Origin of the sequence: Streptomyces sp. CT34 (genome assembly GCF_000805335.1) — a bacterium.
Taxonomy (GTDB): domain Bacteria; phylum Actinomycetota; class Actinomycetes; order Streptomycetales; family Streptomycetaceae; genus Streptomyces.
Genome location: NZ_KN708638.1, coordinates 3,549,754 through 3,566,125, shown reverse-complemented (window position 1 = coordinate 3,566,125; position 16,372 = coordinate 3,549,754). Strand labels below are relative to the sequence as shown.

The following is a 16,372-nucleotide window of genomic DNA, read 5'->3' as shown; positions in this document are numbered from 1 at the left end:
GGGGGCCCCCCCCCCGCCACTGGCTCGGCCACCTCCGCCTGCTGGCCCGGATGCAGCAGGAGACCGGCGGCTTCACCGAATTCGTCACCCTCCCCTTCATCCACACCAACGCCCCCGTCTACCTCGCCGGTATCGCCCGCCCCGGCCCCACCACCCGCGACAACCGCGCGGTGACGGCCATGGCCCGGATCCTGCTCCACCCCCACATCACCAACATCCAGACCAGCTGGGTCAAGCTGGGCACCGAGGGCGCCGCCGAAATGCTCCGCTCCGGAGCCAACGACCTCGGCGGCACCCTGATGGAGGAGACCATCTCCCGTATGGCCGGATCGAGTTACGGCTCATACCGCTCCATCCAGGACCTGGTGGCCATCGCCGAGCTGGCCGGCCGCCCGGCCCGCCCCCGCACCACGACCTACGCCCGCGTCCCCGCCGAACGCCAGGCCGCCGCCGTCGCCTCGGACGGCCACCTGCCGGAACTGCTTCCGGTGGTGGAGTAGGCAGGGGCCGGAGGGCCCTGGGAACCGGGGGAGCTGGAAGAGTCGGGAGGAGAGTGGGCGAGCCGGCAGCGGGCGGCCCGGGACGGGCGGGCGGCCCGCTGCCAGGAGGCGGTTGACGGCAGCTGTCCCGAGCCATCCCGGCTACCCCGGCCATCCCCGCAGTTGTCCACAGGCCGGTGCGCCGTGCTGCGTAATTCACCGGCCGGGTCGGCGAGTTGCCGGAGGTTATCCACAGGCCCGGATGCTCGGCGCTGCCGGCGGTTAATCTGCGGAAACAAGGCCGGACGAGCCGGCCGCAGAACGCCGACGCACGGGGGTGGAAACGGTGGACCGCAGCAGAATGTCGCGGCAGGAGCTGATCCGGCTCCGGCGCAGGGAGGGATTCGTCGGACGGCGCGGTGAACTCGCCGCCTTCCGCGACAACTTCGCCCGCGCCGCGGAGGACCCGGCGCACCAGTTCCTGTTCCATGTGCACGGCCAGGCGGGCGTCGGAAAGACGTCCCTGGTCCGGCAGCTGGAGGAGATCGCGCGCGAACACGGCGCGCTGACCGCGTACGCCGACGAGGCGGTGCACGGCGCCCCCGAGGCGATGGCGGCGGTCAGCGACCAACTGGCCGCCCAGGGGCGCCCGTTAAAGGTCTTCGACAAGCTCATCGCCACTTACCGGGAGCGGCGCCACGAAGCCGAGTCGGCGGCGGCTGCCGCGGACGGAACGGCCGACCCGGGGGACCCGCAGGGCGCAGCCCCGTCGCCCGGCAGCATGATCGCCGCTCAGGCCGGGCTGGCCGGCCTCGGCCTGCTGCCCGGCGTCGGCGCCGTCACGGGGGCGCTGGACCCCGGCCAGGTGGCCCGCGGCGCGGACCGGTTGCGCGGGCTGATCAGCGCCCGGCTGCGCAACCACGACGACGTACGGCTGGTGCTGTCGCCGCTCCAGGTCCTCACGCCGGTGTTCGTCCGCGAGATGAGCGCCGTCGCCGACGAAGTGCCCTGGCTGGCCCTCTTCTTCGACACGTACGAACGGACCGGCCCGCTGCTGGACACCTGGCTGCGCGACGTCCTGGTCAGCGACCGGTACGGCCCGCTGGCACCCAATGTCGTGGTGACCCTCGCCGGGCAGACCACGCTGGACCCTCGCTGCTGGGCCGACTATCTGGACTGCGTGGCGGACCTCCCGCTGGACGCGTTCACCACAGCCGAGGCGCGGCAGTTCCTGGCGACCCGGGGCATCGCGGACGAGCGCGTGATCGAGATGATCCTGCGGCTCTCCGGTGGCCTGCCCGTGCTGGTCTCCACCCTTGCCGAGCATCGTCCGCAGGCCGCCGAGGCCGTCGACGACCCCAGTGACACGGCCGTCGAACGCTTCCTGAAGTGGGAGTCGGACCCGGTCCGCCGGGAAGCGGCACTGGCAGCCGCCCTGCCGCGCCACCTGGACGAGGACATCTTCCGGGCCGCGGTGGACGCGGCCGCCGCCGAACAGTTCGGCTGGCTGTGCGGACTGCCCTTCGTGGCCGACCGCGCCGGGCACTGGCAATACCACGAGGTGGTGCGCACGGCGATGCTGCGTCTCCAGCGGCGCAGATCACCGCAGACCTGGACGGCCCGCCACCGCAACCTCGCCGACGCGGCCCGACGGCGGCGTACGGATCGGGCGGCGGCCCGGGACAACACGGTGGTGCGGACCGGGACGGATGTGCGGGACGACACGGGCGCGCGTGCCCCCGCGGGTACGCCCCCGATCACCAACGGCGCCGACCCCGCGACCCCCGCCGCCTCCTCCGCCGATCTCTGGGGCGACGACCGGCAACGGGAGTGGCGGCTACGGGAGATGTACCACTCGCTGTGCGCGGATCCGCGGGCCGCTCTGCCCGAGGCTCTGGGCGATGTGCTGGACGCTGCCGAGTACAAGCCGTCCGCGGTTCGCCGCGTGGCGGAGAACATCCGGCAGGCGGGCGAGGACGCCGGAGCGACGGAGGTGGCGGAGTGGGGTACCCGGCTGTTCACCGCGATCGGCAACCGAGACGGTGACAGTGCCGGTGGCGGGGTTTTGGCCGATGTGCTGACCGCGCTGCTCGCGCGTCCCGGGCCGGCAGCGGTCGAACAGGCCCGTATCGCCCGTATCCATCGGATCAGGGGGCGCGAGCACCGGCGGGCCGAATCCTGGGAGCGGGCGTTCGCCGACTTCGACCGCTGTCTGGAGCTGGACCCCGGCAACGTCCCCGCGCTGATCGGACGTGGCCTGACCCACCGCTATCTGCGCTCCTTCGAGCGGGCCGCCGAGGACTACACCCGCGCACTGGCAATCGCCCCGGATTCCCTGGAGGCGGTATCCCAACTCGGCGAGGCATACCGCCTCATGGGCCGCTTCGAAGACGCCCTGCCCCACTTCGACCGGGCCCTGGAGATCGATCCGCGGCACGCGTTCACCATCGCCAGCCGCGCCGTCTGCCTCCGCCGGCTCGGCCGCCACGAGGAAGCGCTCGCCGGTCTGGCGCGCGCCATCGAGATCAAGGCGCAGTACGCCTGGGCGATGGCCGAACGGGGAGCCGTCTACCGCGCCATGGGGCGGCACGAGCAGGCCCTGGCCGAGTTCGACCGCGCCCTGGTCGTCAATCCGGGCTACGTCTGGGCGTACGCCCGGCGCGGCATCACCCTGCACGTCATGGGCCGCCACGACGATGCCCTTGCCGCCCTCGGCCGCGCCGCCGAACTCCAACCGAACGACCCCTGGATCTGGGCCGAACGCTGCAACATCCTCCTCGGTGTGGGCCGCTGTGCGGAAGCACTGACCGATGTCGACCGGGCCCTCGCCATCGACCCGGCGTATGCCTGGGGCCATATGGCACGAGGCGGCATCCTGCGCCTCCTGGGACGCCATGAGGAGGCTCTGGCCGCGCTGGACCGTTCGCTGGAGATCTGCTCGGACGATGCCCGGGTGTGGGCAATGCGCGGTGATGTGCGCCGCCGGCTGGGCCAATACACCCAGGCACTCGCGGACTTCGACCGGGCCCTGGCACTCGGCGCCGACCTCGCCCCTACGCTCGCCCGGCGAGCCAAGGCCCATGTCCTGTGGGGCGAAGAGCGCCGCGCCCTGGCCGACATCGACCGGGCCTTGCGCGTGACGGGCCAAACAGTCTCGGAGGAGCCGGCGACGCTTGGTGCGGGTGCGGGTGCGGGTGCGGGTGCCTCAACTGCCGTCCCCGGACCTGTCGCTGCGGCGCTGTTGCTGCTCAGGGCGGGGTGCTTGCGCCGGGCCGGGCGCCTCGATGCGGCACGGCATGCGGTCGAGGCGGCCCGCGGCTTGGCCGACGAGGAGCGACATACCGCGGCAGGCCCAGGCACGACGCCCGCGATATCCGAGGCGTCCGGAGCGTCAGCAGACCCCGCGCCGACCTCAGCGGCGGCAGTGGGGGACGCCGTAGACCTCGCGTCGGTCGGACTGCTCGTCCGCTACGAGGAGGCATTGATCGCCGGTCGGGAGGGCGGGGTGGAGGCAGCCGCGCCCGTCTGGGAGCAACTGCGAGCAGCGGCGCCGAGGGCTGCGGCAGAGCGGAAGGGGCTGATAGGCACAGCTGTGGTGGCCGTCGTCAGCCGGTGCGCGCAGGGCGACTGGGCCGGTGCAGAGGCCGTTTCCGCAGAACTCCTGGCAAGTGAGGGGGCTTGGGAGGCCATAGCCGAGACCGAACTGGGGGTGCGCGATCTCATGGAGTTGGAAGGCGTGGATACCGAGCGGTTGGAGGCGATACGGGACGGGCTGATACGCCAGATGCGGGCGACCGCCGCCGCACCGGGTCCGGTTCCCGTCTCGGTTCCCGATCCCGATCCCGTCCACGGTCCCGATCCTGGTCCCATCCACGGTCCCGGTCTCGGTCCCGCCCCCGGGCGGGATGAGTGACGTGGCTGCGACCGACCGAGAGGGAGGCGGCGAGGCGCCCCTCCAAGGGCCCTTGGAGGGCCCTTGGAGGGAAGGCGTCGCGGGCCTGACAGGTCGGGCATCGCGCACTTGATGGGTGAGTGACTGATGGCGCAGCACCTGATGGGGCACACCCATACCTGAAGAGGGACAGATGGAGTACACGCATACCTGAAGGGAGACGGGGCAGGGCTGAGACAGATGGCGGGGCCCGGGCGAACCCGACCGGTCGGGTTGGCGTGCCCCGACCCGTCGAGTTGGCGTGGTCATGATTGGCCGAGATCGTGCCGTTCCGGCGGGCCAGGTTGGCGTATTCCTGATGGGTGGGCCGATGAGGCCGCGGCTGATCAGGTCGGTGCGGGTTGTGGACGACCGGGGTGGCGCGGCCCTGGTTGACCGGAGCGTGCGGGGTGCGGATCGTCTGCCGGCCAGGTCGGACGAGTCGGGTCCGCCGTCCCGGAACGTGCCGGCGGGTCGGTCACTCTCCTTCGTACTCCGCCTCGTGTTGCAGGATGCACTGCTGCCACTGCGACAGTGCTTCCTCGCGGTCGCCACCGGCGTCTTGGGCGGCGACGATCAGGGCGTCGGCCGCCATGGCGGCCAGCCGCACTGCGACATGGCAGACGTCGCGTTGCGGGAGCGGCCGGAGGAGTTCCACCGCACCGTCGCTGTCGCCGGAGAGTGCGGAGGCGACGACGGCCATGGTGGTGCGATCCCACTCGTACTCGGACATGGGGAGAGCATGCCCAACGCAGGGCGCCGCCATCATCGAACGGAGGGACGAGGGGCGAGAGGTGGGCCTGGGGTGGACGAGGGGTGAGGGGAGGGTGGGGCGGGGCGGGGGCGGGGGGCCGGGGGGAGGGGAGGAAGCCCCCGCAGATTCAGCCCAGTTGGGGGATCGGTTCCCCTTTCACGTAAGCGGTGATGTTTCCACGGTTTGGCGGAATTAGCCCTCGTAGTCGCGGCGGGTGACGTAGCCGAGGTGGGGGAGGGCGAGGACGTTCGGGAGGGTGAGCAACAGGGCGTCGGCGGGCAGGGGTTCGTGGTCGTAGACGTCCAGCCGGTGCCGGCGGTCCAGTGTTCGCGGAGGGCATGGAGGAACGCGGGCTGATCGACGATGGCGGGGCGGGAGGTGTTGACGAGGTAGCCGGTGGGGCGCATCCGGCGGAGTTCGGGGGCGCCGAGCAGCCCGCGGGTGCGGTCACTCGGGACGAGGTGTAAGGAGACGAAGTCGCTGGTCTCCAGGAGCTCTTCCTTGGTGGCGGTGGCACGCACACCGGTCTTCGCCGTGCGTTCGGCGGTGAGGTGCTGACTCCAGGTCACGAGTCTCGCGGTCGTCGATCGCCTCGATCGCCTCGATCGCCGCGACCGCCTCGTCCTCGGACCGGAACGGTTCCCGCGGCACGCGGACGTCCACGGCGCCCGCCGGTGGGGACCAGGCGGCCAGAGAGAGGGCGACGCCCTGATAGTCGTCGAGCTGATAGTCGTCGAGTACGGCGCAGCGTGGAACGGAGGACGGGCCCGCAGAGGGCGCAGCAGGCGTCGTAGCCCGGAACCAGCGGGTCTGCGGAACCTGAACGTCGGTGTGTGCCGAACCTGCGGGTGGCGGTGGCTCCGCGAGGGGAAGCACGCTCGGGTTCAGTCCGATCAGGGTGGCCTGAGTGCCTGTTGTTCCAAGCCCTGGCACGTCTAATCTCGGCAGATGACCTTGGAATGGGAACAGGTAATTGTTCACTCGGAAGATCCGGTGGCCTTGGGGCAGTGGTGGGCTACGGCTCTTGGTTGGGTTGTGGTCCACTCCTCCGATGAGGAGTTCGAGATCCGCCCGGAGCCGGATCGCATGCCGGGGTTGGAGTTCGTCCGGCTTGGTGAGAGCAAGAAGGCCAAGAGCCGACTGCATCTCGACTTCAGGCCTGATGACCAGGACGCCGAGGTGGCTCGTCTGGTGGCTCATGGCGCACGGCATGTTGATATCGGCCAGGGTGAGCAATCGTGGGTTGTGTTGGCAGACCCCGAAGGTAACGAGTTCTGTGTCCTTGGCCAGCGGCGCCAGTAGGGCTCACGCCTGGGCGGGGTCGAGGGTGAAGCATCCGGGGTGGGCGGCGCGGGCGTAGTGGATCGCGGTGTTGTCGGGGTACGAGGTTTTCTCCCCAACCGGGTACACGCGAACGTGATCAGCTAAACAGCGATCAGTTACGAGGGCGAGCTTGTCCTTCGGGTAGTTGACGGCGGCCGACTTCACCTCATTTTCGGTGACTTCGTTGAGTGAGGTGAGGTGGTCCCAGGTGTCCAGGAAGGCCATGACGGCCACGAGGGCCAGGTAAGCCACGATGGCCAGGAAGGCCACGACGTGGAGCATGTAGTCCCGGATGGTGTTTCCAGGGCATGGGCCGGTGGGCCGGTGAGGGCCGCTTGCCGTCCCTCACCGCACTCGCGAATCGGGGTGCGGGTGCCGAGCCGGTCCAGCAGCACCCGCAGGGTGCGAAGGCTCTCCTTACGGGGCGCGCCGGTCCACGACTGTGCTCGGGCGAGCTGGGCGAGTTCGTCGACGATCTCCTGTGCCTCGGGGCTGATCTTCAGCAGTCCGGGGTGGTCGAATCGCGTTCCGGTTTCGTTCCGGGGCGGGGAAGAGTTCGAGTTGGGCAGGGTCGACCAGGTGCTTGGGCCAGTAACGGTGGGCTGCTCGGGCCTGGCGAGCCTGGCGGCCCCGCCGGCCCTGGCGAGCCTGGCGCTGTCGTGCGTTGTTGCTGTCGTGCGTCGTTGAGGTCGCGGCCGGTCTCGTTCGCGTAGATGTCGACCTCGCCGCCGAACCGGAGCCGGTCGGGGACAGGGGCGTCGGCCAGGGCCTGCTCCGGCTCGACGACATGGCAGCCGTGACACCGTCCCAGGGCGGTGTCACGGCGGCGTACGTACCCGTCCCGGTGTCGCAGTCGGCCCCGTACCGCGTGCCCCGTACCGCGTGACCCGCACTTGCGTGCCCCGCACCGGGTACCCCGCACCGGGCGAGAGGCGGTGTAGCGGGCGGTGTCGCGGCCGGAGTCATGAGGAGTCACGAGAGTCCTCATGACGCATTGCGCCAGGTGCCAAGGCCGCCAAAGGTGTTGAAGCTGCGAAAGGTGCTAAAGCTGCGCAAGCTACGACATGTGAATCGCGAAAAGAGCAGGTCAAAACACGCTCGGAGAGTGACTGCTCACAATACGAACCTGGCCCGTATTCGATCATTCCCGGTCGATTACAGTGCTGCGCCAGGGGCGCCGCAAGGCCCCGGGACCTTGTGAGCGTCGGGAGGGCGCAGTGAGCGAGCGCAGTGAGCGAGCCCTTGAAAGGTGCGCGCCGCGCGAATGCGAGGCCGAGCGGAGCGGGGTTTCGGCATGAGCGCAGCGGCGGGCAACACCGCTATCTGGGGCCGCGCCGAACAGCAGGACTTCCGTAGCCGGGTGCGCGGCTGTCTGCTGGGCGGCGCCATCGGCGATGCGCTCGGCGCGGGCATCGAATTCGACTCGCTCGACGCGATCCGCGAGGCGCACGGCCAGGAGGGGGTGACCGACTTCGTGCCCGCCTTCGGGCGGCGCGGTGCGGTCACCGACGACACCCAGATGACCCTGTTCACCGTGGACGGCCTGATACGCGCGCAGGTCCGCCGCGACACCGGGGCCTGGCACCCGCCCACCGACGTCCACCGCGCCTACCTCCGCTGGGCCGCCACCCAGCACGACTGGGGCCCCGACGAACGCAAGGAGGACGACGGCTGGCTGGCCCGCGAGGAGTGGCTCTACTCCCGCCGGGCCCCCGGCCGGGCCTGCCTCAGCGGCCTCGGCGACGATGTCATGGGCACCCTCGACAAGCCGAAGAACCCGGACTCCAAGGGGTGCGGCGCGGTGATGCGCTCCGCGCCGTTCGGCCTGCTGGTCGGCTGGGAGCCGCAGTTGGTCTTCCAGCTCGCCGTCGAGTGCGCGGCGCAGACCCACGGCCACCCCACCGGCTATCTGGCGGCCGGCGCGTTCGCGGTGATCAGCCACTCCCTGGCCCGCGGTGAGGGTCTGGACGGCGCCGTCCAGAAGGCACTGGCGCATCTGGCCACCCGCCCCGGCCACGAGGAGACCACCGACGCCCTCAAGCGTGCCCTCGGCGCCGTACGGCAGGGCATGCCGACGCCCGCCCGGGTGGCGTCGCTGGGCGAGGGCTGGACCGCCGAGGAAGCGCTGGCCATCGGGGTGTACTGCGCCCTGGTCGCCGAGGACGTCCGGCACGGGCTGCTGCTCGCCGTCAACCACGGCGGCGACAGCGATTCGACCGGCGCCATCTGCGGCAACCTGCTGGGCACGCTGCACGGTGAGACCGCCCTGCCGCCCGTGTGGCTGGTCGAACTGGAGGGCCGGGACACGATCTTGCAGCTCGCCGACGACTTCGCCATGGAGATGACCCAGGGCCCCGCGCTGCATGGCCCCGCCGGCTCGTCACCGGGCTGGCTCGCCCGTTACCCGCGCGCCTGACCCGCAACGCCGGCCCGCCTCCTCACCCCCCTGGAGCCCCCGCACACCTCCCCACGCACCACCCCGCACCCCGCACCTGCACCCGCACCCCGTCCCCTCACGCCCGGAAGTCCTCACGCCCGGAGGTCCTCACGCCCGGAAGTCCCCACCCCTAGAAGTCCCCGCCCCTAGAAGCCCCCCCGCGCCCCCCTCATTGAGCCGCGCCAGTACCGCATCCCGTTCCGGGGTGGCTTCCGGCCTGATCAGGCCGATCGCCGCGAACAGCAGCAGCGATGTCGCCACCGGTGCCGCGATCTGCACCTGCAACCGGCCGCCGGCGATGCCGTAGTTGGTCAGCCAGAACGCGAACAGCCCGGCCGCCCAGGACACCAGCGCCGCCGTCGGACCCGACCGGCGGAAGGCCGGCACCGTCCCCAGCAGGAACGGGATCGAGATCGGCCCGACCAGTCCGGCCACCCACTTGATGACGACGGTGATGATGTCCTTGAACGTGGGCGAGTTGACCTGGGTCGCGATGGCCATCGACAGCGCGAGGAAGCACACCGTCGACAGCCGGGCGGCCAGCAGCCCCCTCCGGTGGGACCAGTCCCGGGCCCGCGACGACACCGCCGGTGCGATGTCCCGGGTGAAGACCGCGGAGACGGCGTTGGCGTCCGAGGAGCACATGGCCATCGTGTGGGAGAAGAAGCCGACGACGACCAGCCCCAACAGGCCGTGCGGCAGCAGCCGTTCGGTCAGCAGCGCGTACGCGTCCGATGCGTCGGGCCGGCGCGCCGTGACGAGCAGCGGCGCGGCCCACATCGGGAAGAAGAGGACCACCGGCCAGACCAGCCACAGCGCCGCCGACAGCAGCGCCGAGCGCCGGGCTTCCCGGGCGTCGCGGGTGGCCATGTAGCGCTGCGCCTGGTTCCACATCCCGCCGCTGTATTCGAAGGTCTTGATGAAGAGGTAGGCGAGCAGGAAGGCCAGGGTGTACGGGCCGGCGGTCGGCCGGGAGTGCCCGTCCGGCAACCGGTCCCAGACCGTCCACAGCCCGCCGGCGCCGCCCAGTTCGCCGAGCACCGTCACCAGCATCGCGACCCCGGCCACCAGTTGGATGACGAACTGCCCCAGTTCGGTCAGGGCGTCCGCCCACAGCCCGCCGACCGTGCAGTAGATGCCGGTGATCACGCCGGTGATGAGAATGCCCTGGTTGAGCGAGAGACCGGTGAACACGGACAGCAGGGTGGCGATCGCCGCCCACTTGGCGCCCACGTCCACGACCTTCAGCAGTACTCCCGACCAGGCGAGCGCCTGCTGCGTCGGCAGGTCGTAGCGGTTCTTGAGGTATTCCAGCGGCGAGGCGACCCCGAGGCGGGACCGCAGCCGGTTGAGCCGGCCCGCGAACAGCCGGGCCCCGATGGCGATTCCGACGGCGACGGGGAAGGCCCAGGTCACATAGGAGGTGATGCCGTACCGGTAGGCGATGCCCGCGTAGCCGGTGAACATCACCGCGCTGTAGCCGGACATGTGGTGCGAGATGCCGGAGAGCCACCACGGCATCGTGCCGCCGGCGGTGAAGAAGTCGCTGACGTCGTCCACCCGCCGGTGCGACCACAGACCGATCGCGATCATCACGCCGAAGTAGCCGATGAGCACGGCCCCGTCGAGACTGTTCATGCCCCCTCCAGGGGTCCGCCCTGTGAACGCTCCGGATGTGGAATCACTTCGCCGTGACGCGGTCCTGCGGTGCCGAGTACCCGCTCGGGAGCAGGGAACTCCGGGGATTGAACCGTTCGACGAGCTTGCCGGTCAAGGGTGTTGACGGTCATGGGTATGAACGGAAGTCAGTAAAACGAACGTGCGGAACGCATGGCACACACAGAACGCACAGAACACATGGAACGCACAGAACCCACAGAACACCTTGCTCGCGGAGGTAGGACCGGTCCGACGGGTCAGGGCCGGAGAGGCCCTACCGCATCAGCTCCCCGGCGTTGACCAGCAGCGACTGCCCCGTGATGGCCCGCGCCCGGTCCGAGGCCAGGAAGACCGCCGCCTCCGCCACGTCCGCGTCCGTCGCCGGCTCCGGCAACGCCATCCGCCCGACGAGCCGCCCCAGCACCTCGGACTCCGGTACGCCCTCGGCCTGCGCCGTGAGCCGTACGTACGCCTCGACCGGCGGGCCCCACATCCAGCCGGGCTGCACGGTGTTGACCCGTATCCGGTCCGGCCCCAGCTCGCGCGCCAGCGAGTACATCGCCGAGACCAGTCCGCCCTTGGACGCCGCGTAGGCCGCCTGCCGGACCTGCGAGGGCGCGGCTACCGACGACTGGGTGCCGATGATCACCACCGAGCCGCCGCCGCGCGCCGTCATCGAGGGCAGACAAGCGCGGGCCATCCGCAGCGTGCCGAAGAGGTTGACGTCCACGACCCGCTGCCAGGCGTCGAAGTCGGCGTCCCGCAACCCGCCGAAGTACGTGTCCAGCGCGGCGACATGGATCACCGCGTCGATCCCGCCGAACCGCTTCACGGCCAGCTCCGCCAGCGCGGTGCACTGCGCCTCGTCGCCGATGTCGGTGGCCCGCCAGGCCGTCCGCTCGCCCGAGGGGTCGATGCGGGCCGCGGCGGAGGCGAGGTTCTCCGCCGTGCGCGCGCCGAGGACGACGCGCGCCCCGTCCCGTGCGCAGGCCGCCGCGACCCGGTGGCCGAGTCCGGGCCCGACGCCGGAGACGATGACGGTCCTGTCGCGCAGCAGCATGCGGCCTCCCGCCGGTCCCGGCCGTCATGACCCGACACGAGCTGACAGATCTAATGCACCGTCAGTAATGGATCTGATGCGCCGCCAGTATCGACTAAACAAATCTGAGGTACCGTCAGTAGTAAAGACGCGGCGCCAGGGTAGGGCCGGAGGGCGGGGAAGGCCAGAGGTGTGCACCGGCCCGCGCCGCATGGACTGCCGTTGGTCACCCCTCCCCGTGAGCCTCCGCCAGCGCCTTGCGCAGCCGCACCAGGCCCTCCGTGATCTCCTCCGGCGGGTGCGTGACGAACGACAGTCGCATCGCCGCGGGGTCCGGCCGGCCCGCGAAGAACGGCGCTCCCGGGACGTACGCCACATCGTGCCGCACCACCTTCGGCAGCAGCGCCGTCGCGTCGTACCCCGCCGGCAGTGTCGCCCACACGAACATCCCGCCCGCCGGGCGGTTCCACCGCGAGCCCTCGGGGAGCGCCCCGGCCAGCCCGTCCACCAGCGCGTTGCGCCGCTCGCGGTAGGCGTCGCGGACCCGCACCAGATGGGCGTCCAGGTCGGCGATCGCCAAGTACCGTGCGGCGGCGGCCTGGTCGACGGTCGAGGTGTGCAGATCGGCGGCCTGCTTGGCGATCACGCAGGCGCGGCGCAGTACGGCCGGCGCCCGCAGCGTGCCCAGCCGCAGTCCGGGGGCCATCACCTTGGAGAACGAACCGAGCAGCGCGGTGCGGTCCTCGGCCCCGGGGAAGGACGCGATCCACGGCTGCGGTTCGCCCTCGAAGCGCAGCTCCCCGTACGGGTCGTCCTCGGCGATCCACAGTCCGCGCCGGGCGGCGACCTCGGCGACCGCGGCCCGCCGCTCGGCGGACAGGGTGCGGCCGGTCGGGTTCTGGAACGTCGGGACGATATAGAGCAGCCGGGGCTGCTCGCGGGCGGCGATCTCGTCCAGCGCGGCCGGGTCGATGCCCTCGTCGTCGGTCGGCACCGGCACCACGCGGGCGCCCGCGAGCGAGAAGATCTGGAGCGCCGCCAGATAGCAGGGGTCCTCGACGAGCACCACGTCGCCCGGCTCCAACAGGGCCGTGGCCAGCAGTGTCAGCCCCTGCTGGGAGCCGGTGGTGATCAGCAGGTCGTCGGGGTCGGTGGGCAGTCCGCGGGCGGTGCTGCGGGCCGCGACGGCCGCCCGCAGATCGGGGTCGCCTTCGCTGGGCGAGTACTGGAGGGCGCGCTGCGGCGCCTCGGCCAGCACCTGTTGGAAGGCGGTGGCTATCCCCTCGGCGTCGAAGAGTTCGGGCGCGGGCAGCCCGCCCGCGAACGAGATGACCTCGGGGCGGGAGGTGAGGGCCAGGATGTCGCGTACGGGCGAGCTGCCGGTCCGCGCCGCGCGCGCGGCCAACTCGGGAACGGGGGCGGTGCGGTCCGGGGACGCGTCCGGCATGGCGGCTCCAATCGCTCGTGATCTGGGTTAACCGTCGTTAGTTGCAGGCGCCACGCAGCCTATGTCGATTTCCGGCCGCCGTGCAGTGCCGCCCGCATGCTGAGCCGCCCCTCGCGCGACCGTCGCTCCCCGCCCACCGGGACCTCCTTCCCGCCGACCCTCTCCACTTCTGACGAAGCATCAGCTAAACCGGTGCCATGACGACCGACGACCTCGCCGCCTACGCCGCCCTGGCCGCCACCGGCCCGTACGGCGTCCACCCCGGCCACGCCCTGATCACCATGGTCGAACCCCATCCCGGCCACGAACACGCCTACAACCGCTGGTACGAGGACGACCACTACATCGCCGGCGCGATGGCGATGCCCTGGATCTTCGCCGGCCGCCGCTGGGTCGCCACCCGCCAGCTGCAACTCCTGCGCTACCCCGAGGAGTCCGCGGTCGCCCGGCCGGTCACCGCCGGCTGCTACCTCTCCACGTACTGGCTCACCGAAGGCCGCTACGACGCCCACATGAAGTGGACCGTCGGCATCAACCGGCGCCTCAATCGCGACGGCCGCGTCTACCAGGACCGCACGCACGTCTTCACGGCCTTCCAGGACCACGAGGCGACGGTCTACCGGGACGGTACGGCGGGCCCCCGCGACTTCCATGCGCTGGACCACCCGTACGTGGGGCTGGTGTTGGAGGTGATCGACACGGACGGGCCCGAGCGGCGCGCCGAACTCCTGGAGTGGCTGCGCTCCCGCCGTCTCCCGCGCCGCCTGGCGGGCTCGCCGTCGGCGCTGGTCACCGTCTTCCGGCCGACCCCGCTGCCCGCGGATCGGATGGCGTACGTCCGGCAGGTCGAGGGCGTCGACACCCGGCTGACCCTGCTGTGGTTCCTCCAGGAGGACCCGCGCGATGTCTGGGCGGAGCACTTCACCGGCCTGGACTCCGAGGTCGGAGCGTCCGGCCTCGGCCGCGTCGAGCTGGTGGCGCCGTTCGTCCCGACCGTCCCGGGAACGGACCGCTACGTGGCCGAACTCCGCTGACGGGCGGCGCTGTTCGCGTCCCGTGGGCGGACATGGCCGAGCCCCCTCGGCCGGGACGGCGATCCAGTCGAGAGGGCTCGTATCTGCGGTGCGGTCACACGGACTGTGGTCGGTGACGGCTCAGATCAGGACAGGTCGAACGCGCGACCGGCGACGTCCGACACGAAGCTGCTCCAGGAGGCGGTGTCGAACGTCAGACGCGGACCCTCGGGATCCTTGGAGTCACGCACCGCGATCGCCGCGGTGGTCGGTACGGCGATCTCCACGCAGGCGCCGTTGCCGCCGGAGTACGAGGACTTGGTCCAGGAGAACGCGGAATTGGGCTGAACGGCCATTTTCACTCCAACTTACTCTGAGTTACCGCGGATTCGGTGAGACCGACGCTACGCGCCAACATCACGAGCCGCAGAGGCCGTTCACCCGTCCGAATGGCGTATTCCGTAATCGCTTTTCGTGGATGGTGGCTCAGGTGTACCGTGCGCCCGATTAAACGGAATTCAACATTCCGCGCTCCCGGAACTGTCCGGGCCTGCTCCCTCGGCATCAACTCATCGCATCCGCATGCCGCTTGGCCGCCTCCGCGATGAACTCCCGGCTGGCGTCCGCACTCAACGCCTGCGCCCGAAGATGCTCGTACATGATGGTGTATTTGTGCACATCGTTGGTTTTCTCCAGATAGAGGTCACTGGTGACACCCTCGATGTAGACCACGCTCGAATCGGCGGCGTCATCGAATTCCAGGATCGAGAACGTCCCCGACATCCCGGCGTGCGCACCGGTGTCGTACGGCAGCACCTGCACCGTCACATGCGGCAGCCTGCTCACCTCGACGAGCTGCTCCAGCTGCTCGCGCATGATCAGGTGGCTGCCGACCACCCGCCGCAGCGCGCTCTCGTCCAGCACCACCCACAACCGCAGCGGGCGGTCCGGGTCGTTGACCCGCTCCTGGCGCCGCATCCGCACCTGGATGCGCTTCTCCAGATCGTCCGGCGCCAGTTCCGGGACCGCGCCGGGAATGACCGCCTCGGCATAGCCGGGCGTCTGGAGCAGGCCGGGCACCAGCAGCGACTCGTACGTCCGCAGCGACGCCGCCTCGGTCTCCAGACCGATGTAGACGCTGTACGGGATGTCGCCGAACGCGTGCCACCAGCCCTGCTGCCGGGAGTCCTTCGCCATCTGCATCAGCGAATCCACTATCCGGTGGTCCTCGACCTCGTAGACCCCGCACAGGTCGCGGACATCGCGCTGGCTGATGCTGCGGCGGCCGTTCTCCAGTCGACTGATCTTCGACTGGGAGACCAGCAGCCGCTCGGCCACCTCTTCCGCCGTTAGGCCCTTGGCCTCCCGGAGCCTGCGCAGCTCCTGGCCCAAGCGGCGTCGCCTGACGGTGGGATTGACGTTGGACGCCACGGGAAGTGCACCTCCGGGTCCGTACTGCTGTCGTTTCCTCTTGAGCAGACTGCCACTTCATGTGGACGCCGCGCAGTCAATTGACCACAGAAGGCGAGCGCACATGCGCACGGGGTGGCGGACCGGCCGTCGTCCGAACGGCTCGGCCCACCACCCCGTCTTCTTGCCGCGGCTCCCGAACAGGTCGGGGACGGTGGTGCGGGTGCTGCCCGATGGTGCGGGTACTGCTCCGGGGCGCGACGGTGCGACGACACGACGGTGCGCAGTGGTACCCGGCGGTCCGCGCCGTGTCCCGGTGTCGCGCATGCGGCCGTTGCGTACGGCCTCGTACGCGATCACCGGGCGCCTGTCCACGGCGTGTTTCCGCCGCTGTCCGCGGCGTCCTTCTGCCGGGTGGGCGCCTCGGGGGCGTCCTGCGCGCCCTACGGTGCCGACGGCATCAGCGGGCGCCTACCCGCGCCATGCTGCCGTGGCCGTGCCGCCGCGACTGGACCGGAACACCGGCCGCCTCGGTCGCGGACCGGACCGCCGGCTGCCGGGCACCCGGGCCACCGCCCGATCCCGCGCCCGCGGCCCGCCGGGGCTGTGCCGCCGCGCCGTTCTGCACATCCATGACGGCGTGCGCGACCAGTCCGCCCATCGGGTCGTGCCGGATCAGATCCCGGAGACGGGAGCGCGATGACCGCCCCTCGTTCCCTGGATAGAGGTGCTTGCCGAGGCCGACCGCGTGGGCCAGCGCGGCGAGCGCCGCGGTCCGCGGGTCCGGGGGTACGCCGGTGCGGATCGCGTTGTCCAGCCGGGCCCTGATTTCCCGGCTGATGGCCGTCTCGGTCGCTTGGTAGCGCGTCGTCGGCAGCCC

Annotated in this window: 13 protein-coding genes and 2 pseudogenes; 6 read left to right on the top strand and 9 right to left on the bottom strand. The window is 70.9% G+C overall.

Annotated features, from left to right (window positions below):
• Both fbiC and RZ84_RS15510 read left to right on the top strand, forming a co-directional pair.
• A pseudogene (gene fbiC / locus RZ84_RS41150) lies at nt 1-500 on the top strand (7,8-didemethyl-8-hydroxy-5-deazariboflavin synthase); the annotation flags it as partial.
• 325 nt (nt 501-825) lie between these two features.
• On the top strand, nt 826-4,392 hold the full coding sequence (locus tag RZ84_RS15510) for a tetratricopeptide repeat protein (RefSeq protein ID WP_157878838.1): 3,567 nt from the start codon (nt 826-828) through the stop codon (nt 4,390-4,392).
• A 496-nt stretch (nt 4,393-4,888) separates the two neighbouring features.
• On the opposite strand, the gene RZ84_RS15505 is transcribed toward RZ84_RS15510, so the two are convergent.
• Nucleotides 4,889-5,143 carry a hypothetical protein gene (locus RZ84_RS15505; RefSeq protein ID WP_043264818.1) on the bottom strand — a complete coding sequence of 85 codons (255 nt, stop codon included), beginning with the start codon at nt 5,141-5,143 and terminating at the stop codon, nt 4,889-4,891.
• 148 nt (nt 5,144-5,291) lie between these two features.
• Nucleotides 5,292-5,736, bottom strand: a pseudogene (locus RZ84_RS41145) (NAD(P)-dependent oxidoreductase); the annotation flags it as partial.
• Nucleotides 5,737-6,112: 376 nt separating this feature from the next.
• Here RZ84_RS41145 and RZ84_RS15500 point away from each other — a divergent pair.
• Nucleotides 6,113-6,466, top strand: coding sequence for a VOC family protein (locus RZ84_RS15500; RefSeq protein WP_043264817.1), 354 nt, complete (start codon nt 6,113-6,115; stop codon nt 6,464-6,466).
• Nucleotides 6,467-6,469: 3 nt separating this feature from the next.
• On the opposite strand, the gene RZ84_RS38975 is transcribed toward RZ84_RS15500, so the two are convergent.
• Nucleotides 6,470-6,757: a hypothetical protein gene (locus RZ84_RS38975; RefSeq protein WP_157878837.1), complete on the bottom strand. Its 288-nt coding sequence runs from the start codon at nt 6,755-6,757 to the stop codon at nt 6,470-6,472.
• Nucleotides 6,758-7,154: 397 nt separating this feature from the next.
• Here RZ84_RS38975 and RZ84_RS15490 point away from each other — a divergent pair, with 397 nt between their 5' ends.
• Together RZ84_RS15490 and RZ84_RS15485 are read left to right on the top strand one after the other, a co-directional pair.
• Complete coding sequence (locus tag RZ84_RS15490; protein ID WP_157878836.1) at nt 7,155-7,373, top strand: hypothetical protein; 219 nt, start codon at nt 7,155-7,157, stop codon at nt 7,371-7,373.
• A 408-nt stretch (nt 7,374-7,781) separates the two neighbouring features.
• Nucleotides 7,782-8,903 (top strand): ADP-ribosylglycohydrolase family protein, encoded by a 1,122-nt coding sequence (locus tag RZ84_RS15485; protein WP_043264814.1) that lies wholly within the window; start codon nt 7,782-7,784, stop codon nt 8,901-8,903.
• A gap of 129 nt (nt 8,904-9,032) precedes the next feature.
• On the opposite strand, the gene RZ84_RS15480 is transcribed toward RZ84_RS15485, so the two are convergent.
• From RZ84_RS15480 to RZ84_RS15470, 3 genes are all read right to left on the bottom strand, one after another.
• Entirely contained in the window at nt 9,033-10,562 is a 1,530-nt protein-coding gene (locus RZ84_RS15480) for a sodium:solute symporter family protein (protein WP_043264813.1), read from the bottom strand.
• Nucleotides 10,563-10,857: 295 nt separating this feature from the next.
• Nucleotides 10,858-11,643: an SDR family oxidoreductase gene (locus RZ84_RS15475; RefSeq protein WP_043264812.1), complete on the bottom strand. Its 786-nt coding sequence runs from the start codon at nt 11,641-11,643 to the stop codon at nt 10,858-10,860.
• Between the two features lie 205 nt (nt 11,644-11,848).
• Nucleotides 11,849-13,069, bottom strand: a complete 1,221-nt coding sequence (locus RZ84_RS15470) for an aminotransferase-like domain-containing protein (RefSeq protein WP_043264811.1) — start codon at nt 13,067-13,069, stop codon at nt 11,849-11,851.
• Nucleotides 13,070-13,266: 197 nt separating this feature from the next.
• On the opposite strand from RZ84_RS15470, the gene RZ84_RS15465 reads away from it, so the two are divergent.
• Nucleotides 13,267-14,103 (top strand): hypothetical protein, encoded by an 837-nt coding sequence (locus RZ84_RS15465; protein ID WP_043264810.1) that lies wholly within the window; start codon nt 13,267-13,269, stop codon nt 14,101-14,103.
• A gap of 125 nt (nt 14,104-14,228) precedes the next feature.
• Here RZ84_RS15465 and RZ84_RS15460 read toward each other — a convergent pair whose 3' ends face one another.
• The 3 genes from RZ84_RS15460 to RZ84_RS41140 all read right to left on the bottom strand — a co-directional run.
• Nucleotides 14,229-14,438 (bottom strand): DUF397 domain-containing protein, encoded by a 210-nt coding sequence (locus tag RZ84_RS15460; RefSeq protein ID WP_043264809.1) that lies wholly within the window; start codon nt 14,436-14,438, stop codon nt 14,229-14,231.
• Between the two features lie 208 nt (nt 14,439-14,646).
• Nucleotides 14,647-15,513, bottom strand: coding sequence for a helix-turn-helix domain-containing protein (locus RZ84_RS15455; protein ID WP_043264808.1), 867 nt, complete (start codon nt 15,511-15,513; stop codon nt 14,647-14,649).
• A 439-nt stretch (nt 15,514-15,952) separates the two neighbouring features.
• On the bottom strand, nt 15,953-16,372 hold a 420-nt coding region (locus tag RZ84_RS41140), incomplete at its 5' end, for a GPP34 family phosphoprotein (protein ID WP_241777725.1).